The sequence below is a fragment of the Streptomyces sp. NPDC094034 genome, assembly GCF_040303865.1.
Taxonomy (GTDB): domain Bacteria; phylum Actinomycetota; class Actinomycetes; order Streptomycetales; family Streptomycetaceae; genus Streptomyces.
In genome coordinates, this window is record NZ_JBEOUD010000053.1 from 1 (window position 1) to 19,519 (window position 19,519).

A 19,519-nucleotide genomic window follows, 5' to 3' on the forward strand; every position below is an offset into this window, starting at 1 on the left:
CCGGGCGTCACCTCGGCGATCATCGGACCGCGCACCATGGAGCAGTTGGAGGCGTTTCTGCCGGCCGCCGATATCGCGCTGTCAGCCGACGTTCTCGACCGCATCGACCAGATCGTGGCACCCGGCGTCACGGTCAACCCCGCTGACAACAGCTACGGCGACTTCGAACTGCGAGCCGACCAGCGCCGCCGCTGACACTGCCTTTCTCCTCCGGCAACCCCCGTACTGCCGCGGCCGTCAGCGTGGTGTCCGTCGGATCGAGGCGTCCGCCGTGAGGCACAGTTCGTACGCCTTGTCTCGCTGAAGTAGGTGACGCCTTCGCGTTACATCCCCAAGTGGTTCTTGCCAGCAATATCTCAGACAGCCACGACAAGCGTTGTGTACTTGACTCTCGTGGAGCTGCCCCTCTCTGCCAGCCTTTGTTGAGACGCCCCGCGGCGAGGTCCTACCGCGAAGTGCCGGGCCATCTGCGCGACAGCGCGGTCAGCGATCGCCAACCGCGCCGATCCGACCAGTGTCAGCGACAACGACACGGCGAAAGCTGCGAGTTGTATGAGTAAAACACCAACTCACCCAGTTCTCGCCGACTGTGATTTCCCAGCCTCCCGAGACCTGCAAGAACGGCACTCGTGGTCAGCCCTTGCGAGCCTTGGTCTCCTCGGTCAGCTGCGGCAGGACGGCAAACAGGTCACCGACTATGCCGTAGTCGACCAGGTCGAAGATCGGTGCCTCGGGGTCCTTGTTGACCGCCACGATCGTCTTGGAGGTCTGCATACCAGCCCGATGCTGGATCGCCCCGGAGATGCCTGCCGCGAGGTACAGCTGGGGCGAGACCGACTTGCCGGTTTGGCCGACCTGGTGAGAGTGCGGATACCAGCCGGCATCCACCGCCGCCCTGGAAGCACCGACCGCCGCCCCCAACTCATCGGCCAAGGTCTCGACGAGGGCGAAGTTCTCAGCTCCATCCACGCCACGTCCGCCAGAGACCACGATTGCGGCCTCGGTCAGCTCCGGCCGCCCACTTGACTCTCGCGGTGCGCTGGCGATGATCCTGGTGCCCTTCGTCAGCTCGGAGAAGGACACTTCCAACGTCTCGACCGCGCCGGCGGCCGGGGCCGGCCCGACCGGTGCCGAATTGGGCTTGACGGTGATCACCGGGGTGCCCTTGGTGACCCGGGAGCGGGTGGTGAAGGAGGTTGCAAATGCGGACTGCGTGGCGATGGGGCCAGCCTCGCCTGCCTGGAGGTCCACGGCGTCAGTGATGATGCCGGAGCCGAGGCGGAGAGCAAGACGGGCAGCGACCTCCTTGCCCTCCATCGAGGAGGACACCAAAACGGCCACGGGAGAGACAGCGTCGCAGGCGGCCTGCAGGGCATCCACCTTCGGCACCACCAGGTACTCGCCGAACTCGCTGGCATCGGCGACCAGAACCCTGACCGCGCCGTGCTCGGCCAGGGTCGGAGCGACGACCTCCGCACCCGGACCAACGACGACGGCGACCGGCTCGCCGAGTCGGCGGGCCAGGGTCAGCAGTTCAAGGGTCGGCTTGCGGACGGCGCCGCCCACGTGCTCGACGTAGACGATAACTTCAGCCATGGGGATGTATCTCCTGTCAATGCGAGGCCGGGAAGCAGCGGTTGAGGCAGTAAGTCCTCAGATGAACCTGTGGCTTGCAAGGAACGCCGCCAGATGCCGGCCCCCCTCGCCCTCGTCCTTGACGATCGTGCCGGCGGTGCGGGCCGGGCGTTCGGCCACGGATTCCACGGCCGTCCACGCACCTGCCAGGCCGACGTCGGCCGGGTCAAGGCCCAGGTCGGACAGGTCGAGCGAATCCAGCGGCTTCTTCTTGGCCGCCATGATGCCCTTGAACGACGGGTAGCGGGGCTCCCCGGACTGGTCGGTGACCGATACCACTGCAGGCAGGGTCGCCTCCAACTGCTCGGTGGCCACGTCCCCGTCCCTTTGGCCGGTCACCACGCCATCCGCGACGGACACCTCGGACAGCAGGGTGACCTGCGGTACGCGCAACTGCTCGGCCAGGAGCGCCGGAAGGACGCCCATGGTGCCGTCGGTAGACGCCATGCCGCAGACGACCACGTCGTACCCGAGGTGCTCAATCACTTTGGCCAGTACCAGCGAGGTGCCCATCACGTCGGTGCCATGCATTGCGTCGTCCCGGACGTGGACGGCCTTGTCCGCGCCCATGGACAGCGCCTTGCGCAGGGCATCCCCTGCCTCCTCAGGACCGAGGGTCAGCACGGTGACCTCCGCGTCGTCGCCCGCCTCGGCGATGCGGAGAGCTTGCTCGACGGCGTATTCGTCCAGCTCCGAGAGCAGGCTGTCGACACCTTCCCGGTCGACGGTCAGGTCAGCGGCAAAGTGACGGTCGCCAGTGGCGTCAGGCACATACTTCACACAGACAACGATCTTCACCACGAAGGTGCCTCCTGTCTACTACGGCAACCCTCTTTCAGGCCGCCCCGAATCGGTCACGTGTCGTACAAGCGGCTGCAGCAAAGGCCTTCCGCACAGCAGGGACATCGCCGGCCACCGACTGGCCCTCCGGACTCCCGCTAGGGCAGAAAAGTGGAGACACGTCCAACGGTTGAGCCACGTTGATCACGGCGGACTTCGAGCCGCGGACCCGTGATGCGGTGGTGCAGGCATCCACCCCCGTCACCTTCGTTGCCGCAAGGCTGGGGGTCGCCGTGGTGCCGCGGCCGATGTCAGGGCGGGGCAGTCTCCGGTATGCCCTGCCTGCCGAAGGCCGCGCGAGAAGTACGCGTCGTCCCGCTCGCGCCGGTGCGGGGAAGTGAGCCGCGGATGGGCGCCACGCCGACCTCGACTCGTCCTCAGCGCAGACGGCCTATCCTTCCTTGAGATGGGCACCGGGTTCGGCGGCACGATGGTTGGCACGCCGGTCAACGGTGCATAATGCTGACCGCGCGGGTGGCAAGGTAGCACTCCATGGCCTCGGGGCCTCCCTCGGACCCGTAACCCGAGTCTTTGACACCGCCGAAGGGGAGTTCGCCGGACGGCGAGGACGGCATGTTGATCCAGAGCATGCCCACCTCGACCTTCCGGGTCAGCCGGTCTGCGGTAGACAGCGACCGTGTGAAGGCGTATCCCGCAAGTCCATAGGACAGACGGTTCGCTTCGGTGATGGCCTCGTCCAGACACGTGAAACCGCGAATGGCTGCCATGGGGCCAAAGGGCTCCTCATTGAACACCCTGGCGTCAGCGGATACGTCGCCGAGTACGGTGGGGGCCCAGAAGTTGCCCGCCTTGTCCAGGCCTCGGCCGCCTGACAGGACCTCGGCGCCTCGCTGAACCGCGTCTTCCTGCAACGCTTCCATCGCGGTGACCCGCCTCGTGTTTGCGAGCGGTCCCATCTCAGTGTCATGTGCCAGCCCATCGCCGACTTTGAGTCCGTCGGCGAATTCCGCCAGCGCACGCGAGAAGTCGTGCCGCACGCTCTCATGCACGAGGAACCGCGTCGGTGAGATGCAGACCTGGCCTGCGTTGCGGAACTTCGCCGGGCCCATCGTCTTGACGGCCAGTTCGAGATCCGCGTCTTCGCAGACGATGACCGGCGCATGGCCGCCGAGCTCCATCGAGACGCGCTTCATGTGTTTGCCTGCCAGAGCGGCCAACTGCTTCCCGACGTGTGTAGAACCGGTGAACGTGATCTTCCGGATCACCGGGTGCGGGATCAGATAGCTTGAGATCTCGGCAGGATCCCCGTACACGAGAGCCAGCACGCCGGCTGGCAACCCCGCGTCCTGAAACGCGCGCACGAGCGCCGCAGGGCTGGCAGGGGTCTCCTCCGGCGCCTTCACGATCATCGAACAACCCGAGGCCAACCCGGCCGCCACCTTGCGCACGACTTGGTTGATCGGAAAGTTCCACGGCGCGAAGGCCGCCACCGGTCCCACCGGGTCCTTGATGACCATCTGCTTGACAGCAAGGTTGGACCGGTGGGGCACGAGGCGGCCGTAAACGCGGAAACCTTCCTCCGCGAACCAGTCGATGATGTCCGCCGCTGCCAAAGTCTCGCCCCTGGCTTCCGCGAGCGGTTTGCCCTGCTCCAGTGTCAGCAGTCTCGCGATCTCATCGGCTCGAGTTCGGACCAGATCGGCTGCCTTCCGCATGATCTTACTGCGTTCGGCAGGCGTGTGATTCCGCCACACGTCGAAGCCACGTTGCAGCGAGTCGAGTGCGGAGTCGAGATCCTCCCGGGTCGCGTGGGCGACAGTGCCGATCACCTGTCCCGTGGCCGGATTGCGAACGGGGATCGATCGCTCGTCGGCAGCATCGAGCCACTGGTCGTTGACGAAGAGCTGAGTGTCCGGATATGTCATCGGGAAGTCTCACAGTGAATGATGTTGAAGGCGACCAGGAAACGCGAAACCATGTTGTAGGCGGCCACAGTGGCTGCTACTTCGACGGCGCCACGCGCGTCGAAGCGGGTACGCAGAGACTCCATCAGAATGTCCGGAACCTCGATGTCGCGCGTCATACGGTCGGTCACGTCCAGGACCAGACGCTCGTCGTCCGAGAACAGCGCAAGGCTGTCCTGCCAGTTCTCGACAACCCGGATCTTCTCCTCGCTCACGCCGGCTTCGCGGGCGTGCGGCGCGTGGGCCGCGAACTCGAACGAAGCCCGGTTCAGCACGGCGACGCGCAGAATGATCAGCTCACGCAGCTCAGCGGGGATGCCGGTGCGATTGCGGACCGCTGTGAGCATCTGCTCCCAGCCCGAGGCGATCGGAGGGCTGTTGAGCAGGATCTGGTAAAGAACGGCGATCTCGCCTCCCCGCTCGGAGCGGATGGCGGCCTCGAGATCGGCAAGTTCGGGCTTCGTGCCGGGCACAACGGGCGGGATGCGGAAGTCATGGCTCATGAAGGCACCTCAAAGTTCTTCGCGTGAGAGGACCAGGCGCCCGTGGACTTTGCCCGATCGCAGTCGTTCCAGGGCGTCGTTCGCCTCCGCGAACGGGACCTGTTCCACGGGCAGCGGTTGGATGCGGCCGACCTTCGCGAGCTCGATGAGGTCCTTCAACTCGCCCAGGTTCCCCACATAAGATCCGCGCACTGTGATCGAGCGTTGCACGAGGGGCGGCAGGGAGAGCGTGATGTCACCTCCGAAGAGACCGACCACGACGCACGTCCCGCCCTTGCGTAGTGCGGCGATGGCGAACTCGGCGGTGGATCTCGTTCCGACGAAGTCCACTGCGGCCGCAACTCCTCCAGCCTCGGCCAGTCGGGAAGCGGATTCTTTCTCGCTCGGGTCCAGTACAAGGAGACCCTCGTGCTGTAGCGCACGCCGCCGTTTCGTTTCGTCGATATCGGCGACCGCAATGTTCTTGAAGCCCAGGGCCTCAGCGATCTGCAGACCGCTGTAGCCCACGCCGCCCAAGCCCATGATCAGCAGCAGGTCCCTCTCCCGATCGATGTCGACCTTGCGAAGCGCGCTGTAGGCGGTCAGGCCGGAACAGGCATAGGTGGCAGCCAGTGTCGGCTCGATGCCGGTGACGTCGATCAGATACTTCGGGTGGGGAACGAGACATTGTTCGGCGTAGCCGCCGGGACGGAAGACGCCGATCGATGATGGCACAGCGCACAGGTTTTCCTCGCCGCGTTGGCACTCGTCGCATTTTCCGCAGCCTAGCCACGGGTAGACCAGGAATGTCTTGCCCAGTTGGTCGTCAGAGATCGGCGCGTCCGGGCCCTTGTCCAGCAACTGGCCGAGTACCTCGTGCCCCAGGGTGACGGGTGGGGTGATCCCCCGGTCAACCAGGTTCAGACGTTTACCTCCGCCCAGGTCGTAGTAGCCGTCCTGCAGATGCAGATCGGTGTGGCACACCCCGCATCGCGTCACTTCCACGACGATCTCCGTGCCGGTTGGGCGGAGATCAGGGCTGTCGAGTGGTACGAGAGGTTCGGTGAACTCCTGGACGCAGTAGGTACGCATCAGAGTCTGGCCTTTCAGATCACGGCTGCTAGCAGCTGCTGACGAGACGGAATCCATCGGCCCACCGTCGTACTCGGCCAACGCTTGGTGAGGGGAAATGGCCGGTGCAGCACAACGTCTCTGTGTCGCAGTAGCGTTCGAGGAAGTTGCGCCGGGTGGTGGCTGCCAGGTCGGGATCTCTGTCTCGGACGAAGGACTGTTCCGGATATCGCATCTGCAACGGAACGTGCAGAAGATCGCCCGACATGACCACTGCGTCGTGGTCCTTCCCGAAGGAGAACGCCGTGTGGCCCGCGGTGTGCCCGGGGGTGGGGAGCAGACGCGTATGGTCCCCGATGTGGAAGTCATCCCCGACGAGGTCGGCCCTTCCGGCTTCGAAGAGGGGACGAACGCTGTCGAGGTAGGCGGGGAAACCACCGTCTTGGTGGATCGCTTCCGCTGCCGTGACTTCAGCGTTCGAGAAGATGTAACGCGCGTTGGGGAACGTTGGGATCCACCGTCCGTCGACGAGGCGGGTGTTCCATCCGACATGGTCACCATGGAGGTGGGTGCAGAGGACGAAATCGATGTCCTCCACGCCTAGATCGACGTCTGCAAGTCCGCGCAAGAACTGGCCCCCTGAGCGCATATGCCATTCAGGGCGTGGGCGCTCCTTGTCGTTGCCGAGGCCGCTGTCGACCACGATGTTGTGGTGTGGCGTGCGTACAACGTAGGACTGGTAGCTGAGGATGAAAGTGTCGGATTCGTTGATGCTGTGCGGTTCCAGCCATGCGCGATTCTCGTCGAGCAAGGAAGGTGTGAGGGACGGAAGCATCTCTAGCGCCGGGAGGAAGGGGGCGACGAGTTCAACGATGCGGTGAACCGTGAGATCCTCGACCGAGAAGGTGGAGACCATCGCTCTTTACTCCCCTTCCGACAGCGGAACCGTGGTGGTCTCGATGGCGACGGCTCGGGCATGCGTGGCGTTGATGTGCTGGCGCATCCGGCGCTCGGCGAGTTCGCCGTCCTGCGCTTCGATCGCGGCCATGATCTGCGAATGGATGCGGATCACCTGCTGGCGCGTTTCAGGGGTGTTGTACTCCTCGACCGTCGTTGAGACGGAAATTCCGTACGAGATGGCCTCAAGGGCCGCGGTGAGCAGTTCGTTACTGCTGGCCTGCGCGACGGCGTTGTGCCACTTGATATTGGCTCGTGAGAAGCTTGGGAAACTCTCCACGGCCCCCACGAGCTCTTCGTGCCGTCGGTGCATATTCTCCAGGTCTGAATCCGTGCGATGTGCGGCTGCCAGGCGTGCCAGTGCCGGCTCCAGCACGTCACGGGTTTCGTGGAGCGTCCTGAGGGGAAGGCCTTTGCCGCGGACGAACTGGCTGAGGCTGTTCGCGATGTTCTCTTTGCGGGGCAACGTGACGATGTTCCCCCCGAAGCGGCCCGGACGCGTTTGGACCAGCCCCTCTGCGGACAGTAGTTTCAGCGCCTCCCTCACGGAACCTCGTGTCAGTCCCGTCTGTTCGACCAGGTCGCGCTCCGACGGCAACGTGTCGCCCTCGGAGATCTCTCCACCGAGGATGGCCTCGCGGAGCTGGTCTGCCAGCAGACTGTACGGTTTTGGAGCCGACACCCTGTTGACGACAATCGGCTTGCCCTTACGGTTTTGCAATGAAATTCCTCTGCTCCAGGGGATGTATGCCGTCACGTTCGGTCAGCCCGTGGCCGCGTCGGGCACATTAGTGGCCGACCGGTGAGCTCGTCACAGTGCGACGAGCTGCTTGCCGCGGTTCTCTCCACGCATCATGCGCAGGAAGGCGTCAGGAACGTTCTCGATCCCCTTGAGGACATCCTCCCGGAACTGCAGGCGACCCGCTGACCGCCAATTCCTCAGGCGCTGCAGTGCCTCCTCCCGGCGATGCCACCAGTCGTAAACCACGAAGCCCTGGACGACAGCGCGCGTCTGGATGAGCCTCGAGCTGGCACGCAGGCCGATGTCGTCGCCTGGAATGTTGTCGGCCACCGCGACGCGACCAACGATCGCCACGCGGGCGGCCACTGCGAGGTTCTTCATGACGGCGTCATGGATGGCGCCACCGGTTCCGTCGAAGAAGACGTTCACGCCTTCCGGGCACAGGCGTGCGAGGGCCTCGGCCAAGCTCGGAGAGGTCTTGTAGTTGAGCGTCTCGTCGAAGCCGATGCGCCTGCACCACTCAAGTTTCTCGTCCGAACCGGAGATCCCGATGACTCGGGAACCCGCCAGCTTCGCGATCTGACCTGCCAGCTGGCCGACTCCTCCGCCGGCGGCTGATACCACCACGGTGTCGCCGGGCCGCGGGCGGCCCACCTCCAGCATGGCGAAGTATGCGGTCAACCCGGGCATCCCGAGCCAGGAGAGCGCGGCCTGGGGTTCGCCGGCGTCACGGTCGACCTTGTTCACCCTTGACGCTCCCGGGAGGTCCGGCGTGAGGACTGCGTACTCCTGCCAGCCAATGTTGGGACTCTCGGCCAGATCGCCAACCTTCCAGTCGGCATGGTGGGACCCCACCACCTCGCCTAGCCCGCCCCCGTTCATGACGTCTCCCACCGCCAGGCCGGCTCCCTCGTTAAGGCGACCGCGCATGTAGGGATCCACCGAGAGCCACCGGGTCCGTACGAGGATCTGGCCTGCAGCAGGGCGTGGTGCCTTGCTCACGCGCAGCGTCCACTGTTCTGCGGTCACTCCGCCGCATGCATACCTGGCCAAGGTCCACTGCCGGTTTTCCATCTCTGCCCTCCGCCCACCTCGCCTAGTGCAGCGCGTCGACTCTAGGGACGCATCAAGTTAAATGTCAACCGAGGGCGAAGACGGAAGAAACAGCTGATCACAAAGGTGAACCATGGAACGAACGAAGCTTTGGCCTGTATGGTCAACCATTGACATCGCATCGGGGGGCCTACTAGATTCATTCACCGCCGGTGTAGACCACCCGGCGTTGTCACATTCCCGACGGCAGTGACAGGGTGACCATGTTCGATCTCACTTACGATCAGCGCGCGATCGTGGACGGAGTCTCCGCGGCCTGCAGGCGGTTCGACGACACATACTGGGCCAGTTGTGAGGAGGACGTGCGATTCCCCGCAGAGTTCCACAAGGTGATGGCGGATGACGGCTGGCTCGGTGTCACCATGCCTGAGGAGTACGGGGGTGCGGGGCTGGGCATCAAAGAGGCCGCCCTGATCATGCATACAGTTGCCTCGAACGGGGGCGGGATGGCCGCCACGTCCTCCATCCACATGAACATGTTCGGGCCGCACCCGATGGTGGTGCATGGCACCGCTGAACAGAAGGACCGCTGGATTCCGCGCCTGATCTCCGGGGAGGACCAGGTCTGCTTCGGGGTTACCGAACCCGATGCGGGACTCGACACCACCAGCATCAAGACTTTCGCGCGGAAGGTCGACGGTGGCTACCGCGTCACCGGACGCAAAATGTGGATCTCCACCGCTCAGGTGGCGAGCAAGATCCTCCTGCTGGCGCGAACCTCCCCCAAGCCGGAGAAGGGAAGCGGCAAGTCCACGGCCGGCATGTCGCTGTTCTATACCGACCTGGACCGCTCCAAGGTCGAAGTTCGACGGATCCCCAAGCACGGCCGCGCCGCCGTCGACTCCAACGCAGTGTTTATCGATGATCTCTTCGTGCCGGACCAGGATCTGATCGGTGAGGAAGGCCGGGGATTCTATTACCTCCTCGACGGTTTGAACCCCGAGCGCGTACTGATCGCCGTCGAGGCGATTGGGATCGGTCAGGATGCCCTCCGGAGGGCCACAAGCTACGCGAAGGACCGTGTGGTCTTCGGCCGCTCCATCGGGATGAACCAGGGGATACAGCACCCCTTGGCTGAATGCTGGATCAGCCTTGAGGCCGCGCTGCTGATGGCCGAGAAGAGTGCGAGCCTCTATGACGCCGGCCTGCCATGTGCTGCCGAGGCCAACAGTGCGAAGCTTCTGGGTTCACGCGCCGGCTACCAGGCTTGCCAGCAGGCGGTGCTGACGATGGGTGGCATGGGTTACGCCAAGGAGTATCAGGTCGAGCGACTGCTACGCGAGGTCCTCGTCACACGCATCGGACCGATCACCGACCAGATGATCCTCAACTTCATCGGTGAAAAGGTCCTCGCGTTGCCCAAATCCTACTGAACAGGAACGACGTATGCCTGGTTTGTACTACGACGACTTCTTCATCGGGCAGACATTCGATCATGCGGTTCGTCGGACGGTAACGGAGATGGACAATGTGATGTTCTCCGCCATGACGCACAATCCCGCGCCCTTGCACATCGACGAGGAATACTGCCGTCAGCACACCGAGTTCGGTCAACGGATCGTGAACAGTGCGTTCACCTTGGGCCTGATGGTGGGGGTGAGTGTGGACGACACGACCCTGGGGACAACTGTCGGCAATCTCGGCTGGAACGAGGTGCGGTTCCCGCGCCCGGTCTTCCACGGTGACACTCTTCATGTCCGCACGACAGTAGAAGAGTTGCGCGACAGCAAGTCACGCCCCCAAGCCGGGATCACCGTCTTCCGGCACGAGGGGTTCAACCAGGAAGACGAGCTGGTGGCAACGTGCCAGCGGGTCGCCTTGATGATGAAGCGGCCGAAGGGCTGATTGATGCGGCCACTCGAAGGAATCAAGGTCCTCGACTTCTCCAAGGTCTTGGCAGGACCGTTGTGCACGCAGTCAATGGGTGACCTGGGCGCCGATGTCATCAAGGTCGAGCCGCTGCAACTGGGCGACGAGACGCGAGGCTGGCCACCGTTTCGGGCCCAGGGCCTGGGCGCGGTGTTCCTGAGCGTCAACCGGAACAAGCGAAGTGTCGCGCTGGACTTGAAGACCGAAGAGGGACAGGCGGTGGCCCACGAGCTGGCCAGGACCGCGGACGTCGCGGTGACGAGCTTCGGTGCGGGCGTAGCAGAGCGACTCGATATCGACGCGACGACTCTTCAGTCGGTGAATGATCGGCTCATCCACTGCAGTATCTCCGGTTACGGCACCAGCGGGCCGCTGAAGGATCGTCCTGGGTACGACGTGATCCTCCAAGCCTTCAGCGGCATGATGTCCCTGACCGGCGAAGTCGGCGGTGGGCACATACGCAGTCCTATCTCACCCATAGACCAGGTGACGGGCATGCACGCCCTGACTGCGATTCTGGCAGCGCTCCTTGAGCGTGAGCGCACTGGCGTGGGAACCACCGTCAAGGTCAATCTGTTCGAGACCTCCTTGGGCCTGCTGCGCTACAACCTGCAGAGCTTCTGGGAGCGTGGTGTGCAGCCGGAGAGATGCGGTTCGACCCACGAGTCGATGTGCCCCTACCGAGCCTTCGACACGGCTGACGGCCCCTTGCTGCTCGGAGTCGCCAACGACCACTTGTGGCGGAAGTTCTGCGCCATCGCCGACCTGGAAGACGTGATGGACGATCCACGCTTCCGCACCAATGCCGACCGTGTCGCGAATCGCGCCGAGACCGACGCACTCGTCGAGCGTGCCCTCTCAGCACGTACTGTGTCGTACTGGGACGCGGAACTGGCCAAGGCCGGCATCCCGTGCGCTCCGATCAACACGCTCAAGGAAGTGCAGGATCACCCGCACACCGAGGCCAGTGGGATCATGGTGGAGTACGACGACGCGTACGGGAGACCGACAAAGTCCGTGGGACTGCCCCTGACGATCGGCGACGCACCGCGCGAGGCGGGATCGCCCCCTCCCCTCCACGGACAGCACACACACATGATCTTGGAAGAGCTGGGCTATTCCAAGGCACGCATCGAGGAACTACGGGCGGCAGGAGCCGTCGCCTGACGGCGACCATCTCGGGAAAGCAAATCAGAATCATGTATCTACGTTCGATGCTTTATGTGCCGGGCGATGACGATCGCAAGCTCGCCAAGGCTGACAGCAGTGGCGCCGATGCCGTCGTGCTCGACCTCGAGGATTCGGTCGCTGAGAGCAATCGTGGCGTCGCGCGAGGGAAGGTCCGGAAGTTCTTGGATGACCGGCCACCTGAGCGACGTGACTACCAACTGTGGGTGCGCATAAACGCCTTGGACGACTCCGCGCTTGTGGACCTCGCCGCCGTAGCGGGAGGAGCCCCTGACGGCGTGGTCCTGCCCAAGATCGATGGGCCGGACGATGTCCTGCGGTTGGCCCATCATCTGGATGCGCTTGAAGTGCGCGAAGGGGTTGCGCCCGGACACACGAAAATCTGTGCCGTGGCCACCGAGACCCCGGCTGCGGTCCTGCGATTGCATGAGTTCGCACTCGTCCGCCTGCCGCGACTGGTGGCGCTCAACTGGGGTGCAGAGGACCTGAGCGCTGCGATCGGCGCGTCCACCAACGTCGACGCGACAGGGCGCTGGACGCTCACCTACCGCTGGATCCGCTCGGCGGTCCTGCTAGCGGCCAAGGCCGCGGGAGTCCAGGCGATCGAGACGGTCCACGTGAACTACCGGGATACCGAAGGCCTCAGAGTTTCGTGCCGCGAAGCCGCGCAAGAAGGCTTCACGGGACGAGCGGCGATCCATCCCGACCAGGTGGCACCGATCAACGAGGAGTTCGCGCCTTCAGCCGAAGACGTCTCACTCGCGAGAACGATCGTGGCCGCCTTCGAGGCGAGCGGCGGTGAGGTCGGAACTGTGGGTATCGACGGACATATGCTCGATATTCCGCATTTGAAGCGGGCCCGCAACGTGTTGCAGCTGCACAAGCACAGCCAGCGGCGCACGACTGCATAGCTACGCCGTTTCTCGTTCGGATCATCTGATGTGTCATTCACTGATGCCCAGTGGGCGCGGATCGAGCCGTTGCTCCCGGACCGCTCGCCGAAGCGAGGTGGACGATGGCGTGACCACCGGCAGATGATCGACGCGATTGCCTTCAAGTTCCAGACCGGAACGCAGTGGGTGCACCTGCCGGAAAGGGACGACAACTGGCGGGGCGTCTTACAACCGGCTGCGGATGTGGGCCGTGAACGGCACCTGGGAGCAGATGCTCTCTTCCCTCATGACAGAGGCCGACGCCGACGAGGACCTGAACTGGGTCGTCTCGGTGGACTCGACCATCGTGCGGGCTCAACAGCACGCGGCCGGGGCCCGCAAAAGAGGGCCCCGGCCGGCGAACCGCCCGATCATGCCATCGGCCGGTCCTGTGGAGAATTGACCACGGAGATCCATCTCGCGTCCGACGCACACTGCCGGCCTCCGGCCTTCGTTCTCGCCGCCGAGCAGACCGGTGACGCGCCTGCTTTCCGGACGTGATGGCGCAACTTCGCGTCCCTCGCCCACGCGGACGGCCCCGGACCAGGCCGGACATCGTTCTCGCCGACAAGGCGTACCCCTCACCAGCCATTCGCGAGGACTTGCGCAGGCGCGGCGTCCGAGCAGTGATCCCCGTCCCCGGTAGCGCAGCGAGGCCACCGGCTGCGGCGCGGCAGCCAAGGAGGCAGGCCCCCAGCCTTCGACCGTGAGGCGTACAAGCAACGCAACACCGTCGAGCGATGCATGTGCGCCACGAGGCGCCTGTGCGCCGTGAGGCGCGGTGAATCGAAGGAAGTGCAAGACCTCCTCGCTGGGCTGTCGCAGCAGCCTGGTGGGAGCTGAGCGCAGTCCGACGACGCCGCGCACACCGTGTCGCCGCTGGGTGCGTTCGGCCTCAACACCGGTGTCGCCGACGCGCACAACCTCGCGTGGAAGCTGGCCGCCGTGCACAAGGGTGAGGCCGGTGCCGGGCTGCTCGACAGCTACGCGCGAGAGCGCGAGCCGGTCGCCGCAGCGACGCTGGACCAGGCGATGCGCAGGTACGCCGACTCACAGCTGCACTGGGGGCGGGGACCTGAGGCCGACGCCGCCAGGGCGGCGGCGGGGGTGTGGGCGGCGCCGGTGGTGCACCTTGGCCAGCGGTACGACTCGGCTGCCGTCGTCGACCCGCGGCCGGAACTCCCGTCCACGGTGGACCTGGCGGCAGCGCTGGACGGGTCGCCGGGTTCCCGGGTGCCCCACGCGTGGGTCGACGGGGTCTCCACGCTCGATCTGGTCGCGTCCCGGTGGACCCTGCTGGTGGGCGCCGCGGGCGACCGGTGGCTCGCCGCGGCGGCGAGCCTCGGCCTGCCGGCGCACCGGGTCTGCGCACCGTGGGTGTTCGACGACAGTGCCCTGCTCGTGCGACCGGACGCAATCGTCGCGATGCGGGTCACGGCACCGGCCCCGGACCCGGCGCGGTTCCTCGCCGACGCCCTGGACCAGGTACTGGCGAGGCCGGTCATGGTGCCCAGTCGTCTTCGACTGCTGTCGAAGACGAGCGGGACAAACGGGGTCTGATCGAGTTTTCCGGTTCTTTCTTGCACTGAATCCCGGAAGACCCCAACGTGCCTGACACCACCCTCCGTGCGGGCTTCACCTGCCCTGACCTGACCACATTCTGCCGGGTCGATGAGCTCGGCCTCTTCGTCACCGGCCAACGGCTCGGACCAGATCGGGCGGGTGCTGGCCTGCCGGGTCGTCGACCCGGACCAGTGGTGCCGGCGCTGCGGCTGCGAAGGCGGCCCGCTTGACGCTGTGGTCCGGCAGTTGGCGCACGAGCCGCCGGGCTGGCGTCCGACCATCCTTGCCGTGACGATCCGCCGCTACTGGTGCACCGGCTGTGGTCACGTGTGGCGCCAGGGCATGAGCAAGGCCGCAGAGCCGTGGGCGAAGCTGTCGCGTCGCGGGCTGCGGTGGGCGTTGGAAGCGATTATGGTCCAGCACCTCACTGTCGCCCGGGCAGCCGAGGGGCTCGGGGCCGCGTGGAACACCGCCAACGACGCCGTGCTGGCCGAGGGCAAACGGGTGCTAATCGGCGACAAGCACCTGTTCGATGGTGTGAAGGCGATTGGCGTGGATGAACACGTTTGGCGTCACGCTATGGCGACAAGTAGGTGACCGTGATCATCGACCTGACCGGTATCCGCGACGCCACCGGTCCAGCACGCTTGCTAGACATGGTTGAAGGCCGCTCCGAGCAGGCGTTCAAGACTTGGCTTGCCGACCGCGACGACGCGTGGCGCAACCAGGTGGAGGTCGTTGCGACGGACAGGTTCACCGGGTTCAAGGCCGCCACCTCCGAAGAACTCCCCGACGCCGTGGCGGTGATGGATCCCTTCCACGTCGTCCGGCTGGCCGGCGACGCACTCGACAAGTGCCGCCGCCGGGTGCGGCAGGCCATCCACGGCCACCGAGGGATGAAGAGCGACTCGCTCCACTCCGCCCGGCGGACGCTGCACACCGGCGTCGAGCTACTCACCGACAAGCAGAAGGACCGACTCACCTCGCTTTTCGCCAACGAAGCCCACATCGAGGTCGAGGCGACCAACGAGATCATCAGATGGCGGGAGCGCAAGCACAAGCGCGCCTTGAAAGGTACTGCGCCGACGCTACGGTATCTGGCCCGCCGAGGGCGGGATGGAACTGTTTGATCCGGCAAGGGTGAGCGCCAAGCGCTGCTACTACCGGGGAACACGCATCCCGACACCATGGCCGAGTACGGCATTGAAGTGAACACCGACTCAGGGGATTTGTGGCGAGCCCGGTGCGCTTAGCGGCGCACGCCGGGTTCGGGAGGCGACCCGGAAAAACGGGCTGGTCGAGAGGCCAGTACCGCGCTCCGGGTCGACCTCACTGTTGTATCCCCGGCACCGGGGCCGCCCGATCTCTCCGGGTGCGGGACAGGGCGGCCAGTCATGGGCGCCCTTCGGGTGTCGCTGCGCGATGGGGCGGCGCCACTTCCCGGCACCGGCCCACGCCCGTTACCTCCACGAACGCCTTGGCTGGCAGGAAACAGTGCTCGCAGCGTCGGCACTCCGCCAGTGGACGGCAGCCACTGGCGGATCTCATGCAGGCGTCAGGCGCGCTGGTCGCGCGGGTGGGCACCATTGACTGCCGCCCGCAGCGCCCGCTCGCTCTGTCCGTTGCGCGCGGGCACCGCCCTCTCCCTCCCGTTGGGCCCACGGCGTTGTGAGCTGCGAGAACCTCCTTCGGGCGGGACCGATCCACAAGATCACGCCAAGCAGTGGCAAGTTAAGAGTGGGTTACGGAGGCAGAACCTCTTGCCAAGAGATATTTGATCAAAGATTATCGCTCGCATGGCCGACAGTATCTCCCCTCTTCGCCAGCCGGTACGCTCGATCGAGAGTCAGGTCTACGAACTGATTCGCGAGCGGATCGTCCGCGCTGAGTACGCCCCCGGTTCGAAGCTTCTCCTCGTTCCCCTCTCCGAGGAGCTTCAGGTCAGTACCATGCCGGTGCGTTCGGCGCTGAAACGCCTCAGCAGTGAGGGACTGGTGGTCTACCGCCCGCACAAGGGCGCAACGATCGAACCCCTCGAACTCGGCGCGTTCCTGGAACTCCAGGAGATCCGTATAGCAATCGAGGGACTCGCGGCCCGGGCCTGCGCGCAGCAGGCGCCTCGATCCGTGATCGCCGAGATGCGCGCCATCCTCAAGGAGCTCCGGAACGGCGTCTTAGATCTGGAGGAACTGATCGCCCTTGAGTGGCAGGGATATCTCACTTGCTACCGGGCATCGGGCATGCCGCGGCTCGTTGACCTGATCCTCGAGCACGGCCGACTCGTCGAACGGTATTCACGCGCAGCCATCGGCGAGGTATTTGACCGCGTGACCAGTGCCGCCGAGTACAGCGCTCTGATCGACGCCTGCGACGCCCGTGACGAAGATGCCGCGCAGCGGGCCGTCGAATCCGGTCTCAGGCGTCACATCAAGGCTCTGTCCGCCCAACTCCACGACAGGGAGCGCGAATGAGTGTCGCAGTCATCACGGGAGCCGCGAGCGGCCTCGGCCGCGTCCTGGCATCCGAGTTCGTGAAGGCCGGCTATCAGGTCGCCGGTCTTGACATCCAGGACCAGGCCCCACTCCACGGCGTCACGGCTTGGAAGGTCGATCTGACGGATTCAGACGCGGTACGCACGACATTCGCCGAAGTGCGGGCAATGCTGGGTGCCCCGACGGTATGTGTGACGGCTGCCGGGATCTATCCCCGGTCGACACTCGTCGATGCCACCGTCGAGACGTACCGTGCGATCTTCGACGTGAACGTCCTCGGCACACTCCTTTCCGCCCAGGCGTTCGCCGACGTGGTCGATGAGTTGGCCCAGAACACGCTCGTCACCGTCTCTTCAGTAGACGGGATCAGCCCCTTCTCCAAGTCCGTTCTCTACAGCGCTTCAAAGGCAGCCGTCATCAACCTGACCTCCGGCATCGCCGAGGAACTCGCCGGGCGCGCCATCCGCGTCGTCGGCATCGCACCGGGTTACATCGCGACCGACCGAGTCATAGAACTCAACGGCGGCCGACACAACCTGCCGGTAGACGCCTCCGACCCCACCGAAATCGCGCAGGCGTGCATCGGCCTGACGCGAGGCGGCGGCATCTCCCTCCTCACCGGGCAGACGGTGACGCTGCGCCGCAGCGCCCTGGAAACCCCTTCCCTCTCCAACGACTGAATCAGGATCCGCCCCGGCTGTACCTGCTTGCCCAGCGCCGATGAACCAAAACCGAAGGAAACGCCATGGGACTCCTCAAAAGTAGAAGGATTCGCTGGATTCCTGCACTCGCCCTGGGTGCATGCATGACACTCGCCGCACCGCTGCTGGCTGCGTGCGGCAACGCCTCAGACAACGGCTCCGCTGGCGGACAGGTGATCTTCGCCGACTACGGCGGGGTGACCGACGAAGGCTACAAGGCGGCTTACTTCAAGGACTTCACCAAGGAGACGGGCATCAAGGTCGTGACGGCGAACGCCGACATGGCCCGGTACATCGCGATGGCCAAGGCAGGCAGGTCGCAGTGGGACACGATCGACGCCGACGGCTTCGCTGTGGTCGACCTGGCCGACCACGGCCTGGTTCAGAAGCTGCCGGCCAGTGTGCCGCGCGGTGACACCGTCACCGGCAAGTATCGGGACTACGCGGCCGGCGGCTATACCCAGAGCTTCGTACTGGCTTACCGGAAGTCGGCGTTCAAGACCGCGCCCACCTCCTGGGCCGACGTCTGGGACACCAAGAAATTCCCCGGCAAGCGCGGCTGGCCGAACTTCTACGTCGGCACCGCCGAAGCGGCCCTCCTGGCCGACGGTGCCCAGGGATCCAATCTCTACCCGCTCGACTTCGACCGTGCGTTCGCGAAGCTCGACAAGCTCAAGCCGTCACTGACGGTCTACGACTCCTACGCCGCGGTCACCCAGGGGCTTCAGGCCGGAAGCGTCGACATGGCACTGCTGCCCAACGGCCGGGCAGCAGTGCTCGCCAAGGAGGACCCAGACGTCGCCATCATGTGGGAGCAGAACATCTTCTACCCGTGGAGCGGCCTCACCATTCCCAAGGGGGCACCCGATGCGGAGGGTACAGCAAGGCTCCTGACCTACATGCAGGACCCGAAGCGCCAGGCCGCGTTCGCGGAGAAGACGTACTACGGTCCCACCGTGAGGGCGGCATACGATCTGATCGACCCGAAGATCGCCGCCGAGTTGCCCGGAACGCCGGAGCACGAGGCGCTCGCCGTGACCGTCGACACCGCGGCACTCGCGGCGCAGACCGACGAGTACATCAAGCGTTATTCGGCCTGGGTGGCGCAATGAGCCGCAACGGCTTCGGCACAGCCTCAGAGCCGGCCGTGCCCTCCACACTCACGCGCACCAGGCGCTGGGGCCTCGGCCGGGGTGCGTCGCCGTTGCTCACCGTCCCCTTCCTGTTCCTGACCGGCTGCCTGGTCATCCCGCTGTTCTTCGTGCTCAAGACGGCATTCTCAAATGGGAGTAGCGCGTCGTTCGTAGGTACTCTCCAGGACCCGCTCTTCCGTGCGGCTCTCCTGCGGACGATCATCATGGCCGCGACAGTGACCGTGATCTGCGTCGCCCTCGGCCTTGTCTTCGCACTGGCGCTGTCGATGACCCGCGGAGCACTGAAGGTTGTGCTCGGCGCCGGGCTCGCCGCGACCTTCGTCATCTCGCTGATGGTGCGCACCTACGGATGGGTCATCCTGATGCAGCCGAAGGGTCTCCTCGCTGACATCCTCAATACGCTCCACTTCCTCAACGGGCCTTTGGATCTCCTCCAGACCGCCCCTGCGATGTACATCGGCATGGTCCACGTCATGTTGCCGTACTCGGTTCTTCTCACGTACTCGGTGATCCAGGGGCTCGACCCGAACCATCTCAAGGCGGCCCGCGGCATGGGTGCGTCCGGACTGCAGACTTTTCGCCGCGTCGTCCTTCCCCAGATCCTGCCTGGCATCGTGGCAGGCGCGATCTTGGTCTTCATGATCTCGTTGAGTTTCTACGTGACGCCGGCGTTCCTGGGCGGGCCGAGGCAGCTGACGATGGGAACGCTCATCGGCCGGGAGATGAGCGAGGTCTTCGACTTCAAGTCCGCGGCAATCATGGGCACCATCCTGCTCGGTGTCGTCGGCGCCCTCTACCTCCTTGCGGAACGCCTATTCCGCATCAGCGAGATGTGGGAGAACGCATGACCGTCAG

General features: G+C 65.0%; 19 protein-coding genes and 5 pseudogenes. 15 read left to right on the forward strand and 9 right to left on the reverse strand.

Annotation, left to right across the window (positions count from 1 at the left end; all coding sequences use genetic code 11):
* Positions 1-195: pseudogene (locus ABTZ59_RS32150) on the forward strand (aldo/keto reductase); the annotation flags it as partial.
* A gap of 438 nt (positions 196-633) precedes the next feature.
* Here the strand turns inward: ABTZ59_RS32150 and ABTZ59_RS32155 are convergent.
* The 9 genes and pseudogenes from ABTZ59_RS32155 to ABTZ59_RS32195 form a co-directional block, all read right to left on the reverse strand.
* Positions 634-1,596, reverse strand: a complete 963-nt coding sequence (locus ABTZ59_RS32155) for an electron transfer flavoprotein subunit alpha/FixB family protein (RefSeq protein WP_351421751.1) — start codon at positions 1,594-1,596, stop codon at positions 634-636.
* 57 nt (positions 1,597-1,653) lie between these two features.
* Positions 1,654-2,415, reverse strand: coding sequence for an electron transfer flavoprotein subunit beta/FixA family protein (locus tag ABTZ59_RS32160; RefSeq protein ID WP_351421951.1), 762 nt, complete (start codon positions 2,413-2,415; stop codon positions 1,654-1,656).
* A 506-nt stretch (positions 2,416-2,921) separates the two neighbouring features.
* Entirely contained in the window at positions 2,922-4,361 is a 1,440-nt protein-coding gene (locus tag ABTZ59_RS32165; RefSeq protein WP_351421755.1) for an NAD-dependent succinate-semialdehyde dehydrogenase, read from the reverse strand.
* Positions 4,358-4,903, reverse strand: a complete 546-nt coding sequence (locus ABTZ59_RS32170) for a carboxymuconolactone decarboxylase family protein (protein ID WP_351421757.1) — start codon at positions 4,901-4,903, stop codon at positions 4,358-4,360. Before ABTZ59_RS32170 ends, ABTZ59_RS32165 begins: the two co-directional genes overlap by 4 nt.
* A 9-nt stretch (positions 4,904-4,912) precedes the next feature.
* The gene (locus ABTZ59_RS32175; RefSeq protein ID WP_351421759.1) at positions 4,913-6,031 is read right to left on the reverse strand and encodes an alcohol dehydrogenase; all 1,119 of its coding nucleotides are present in this window, start codon (positions 6,029-6,031) and stop codon (positions 4,913-4,915) included.
* Complete coding sequence (locus ABTZ59_RS32180; protein WP_351421763.1) at positions 6,003-6,869, reverse strand: MBL fold metallo-hydrolase; 867 nt, start codon at positions 6,867-6,869, stop codon at positions 6,003-6,005. The genes ABTZ59_RS32175 and ABTZ59_RS32180 overlap by 29 nt, the downstream gene beginning before the upstream one ends.
* 6 nt (positions 6,870-6,875) lie before the next feature.
* Positions 6,876-7,631: a FadR/GntR family transcriptional regulator gene (locus ABTZ59_RS32185; protein ID WP_351421766.1), complete on the reverse strand. Its 756-nt coding sequence runs from the start codon at positions 7,629-7,631 to the stop codon at positions 6,876-6,878.
* Between the two features lie 90 nt (positions 7,632-7,721).
* Positions 7,722-8,399: a zinc-binding dehydrogenase gene (locus ABTZ59_RS32190; RefSeq protein WP_351421955.1), complete on the reverse strand. Its 678-nt coding sequence runs from the start codon at positions 8,397-8,399 to the stop codon at positions 7,722-7,724.
* Between the two features lie 36 nt (positions 8,400-8,435).
* A pseudogene (locus ABTZ59_RS32195) lies at positions 8,436-8,726 on the reverse strand (NADP-dependent oxidoreductase); the annotation flags it as partial.
* A gap of 242 nt (positions 8,727-8,968) precedes the next feature.
* Here ABTZ59_RS32195 and ABTZ59_RS32200 point away from each other — a divergent pair.
* The 14 genes and pseudogenes from ABTZ59_RS32200 (at position 8,969) to ABTZ59_RS32265 (ending at position 19,512) form a co-directional block, all read left to right on the forward strand.
* Entirely contained in the window at positions 8,969-10,138 is a 1,170-nt protein-coding gene (locus ABTZ59_RS32200) for an acyl-CoA dehydrogenase family protein (RefSeq protein ID WP_351421960.1), read from the forward strand.
* A 13-nt stretch (positions 10,139-10,151) separates the two neighbouring features.
* The gene (locus ABTZ59_RS32205; RefSeq protein ID WP_351421772.1) at positions 10,152-10,610 is read left to right on the forward strand and encodes a MaoC family dehydratase; all 459 of its coding nucleotides are present in this window, start codon (positions 10,152-10,154) and stop codon (positions 10,608-10,610) included.
* A 3-nt stretch (positions 10,611-10,613) separates the two neighbouring features.
* Entirely contained in the window at positions 10,614-11,801 is a 1,188-nt protein-coding gene (locus ABTZ59_RS32210; RefSeq protein ID WP_351421776.1) for a CaiB/BaiF CoA transferase family protein, read from the forward strand.
* A 47-nt stretch (positions 11,802-11,848) separates the two neighbouring features.
* On the forward strand, positions 11,849-12,733 hold the full coding sequence (locus ABTZ59_RS32215; protein ID WP_351421778.1) for an HpcH/HpaI aldolase/citrate lyase family protein: 885 nt from the start codon (positions 11,849-11,851) through the stop codon (positions 12,731-12,733).
* Positions 12,734-12,763: 30 nt separating this feature from the next.
* Positions 12,764-12,931: pseudogene (locus tag ABTZ59_RS32220) on the forward strand (transposase); the annotation flags it as partial.
* A 34-nt stretch (positions 12,932-12,965) separates the two neighbouring features.
* Positions 12,966-13,157 (forward strand): hypothetical protein, encoded by a 192-nt coding sequence (locus ABTZ59_RS32225; RefSeq protein ID WP_351421988.1) that lies wholly within the window; start codon positions 12,966-12,968, stop codon positions 13,155-13,157.
* A gap of 97 nt (positions 13,158-13,254) precedes the next feature.
* Positions 13,255-13,464, forward strand: coding sequence for a transposase (locus tag ABTZ59_RS32230; protein ID WP_351421972.1), 210 nt, complete (start codon positions 13,255-13,257; stop codon positions 13,462-13,464).
* Between the two features lie 157 nt (positions 13,465-13,621).
* A pseudogene (locus ABTZ59_RS32235) lies at positions 13,622-13,774 on the forward strand (FAD-dependent monooxygenase); the annotation flags it as partial.
* Between the two features lie 12 nt (positions 13,775-13,786).
* Positions 13,787-14,314, forward strand: coding sequence for an aromatic-ring hydroxylase C-terminal domain-containing protein (locus tag ABTZ59_RS32240; RefSeq protein WP_351421985.1), 528 nt, complete (start codon positions 13,787-13,789; stop codon positions 14,312-14,314).
* A gap of 47 nt (positions 14,315-14,361) precedes the next feature.
* Positions 14,362-15,342: pseudogene (locus tag ABTZ59_RS32245) on the forward strand (ISL3 family transposase); the annotation flags it as partial.
* Positions 15,343-16,113: 771 nt separating this feature from the next.
* Positions 16,114-16,788 carry a GntR family transcriptional regulator gene (locus ABTZ59_RS32250; protein ID WP_351421782.1) on the forward strand — a complete coding sequence of 225 codons (675 nt, stop codon included), beginning with the start codon at positions 16,114-16,116 and terminating at the stop codon, positions 16,786-16,788.
* Positions 16,785-17,489 (forward strand): SDR family NAD(P)-dependent oxidoreductase, encoded by a 705-nt coding sequence (locus ABTZ59_RS32255; RefSeq protein ID WP_351421786.1) that lies wholly within the window; start codon positions 16,785-16,787, stop codon positions 17,487-17,489. The genes ABTZ59_RS32250 and ABTZ59_RS32255 overlap by 4 nt, the downstream gene beginning before the upstream one ends.
* A gap of 65 nt (positions 17,490-17,554) precedes the next feature.
* Positions 17,555-18,622, forward strand: a complete 1,068-nt coding sequence (locus ABTZ59_RS32260; RefSeq protein WP_351421791.1) for an ABC transporter substrate-binding protein — start codon at positions 17,555-17,557, stop codon at positions 18,620-18,622.
* Positions 18,619-19,512: an ABC transporter permease gene (locus tag ABTZ59_RS32265; RefSeq protein ID WP_351421796.1), complete on the forward strand. Its 894-nt coding sequence runs from the start codon at positions 18,619-18,621 to the stop codon at positions 19,510-19,512. Before ABTZ59_RS32260 ends, ABTZ59_RS32265 begins: the two co-directional genes overlap by 4 nt.
* Positions 19,513-19,519 lie beyond the last annotated feature (7 nt).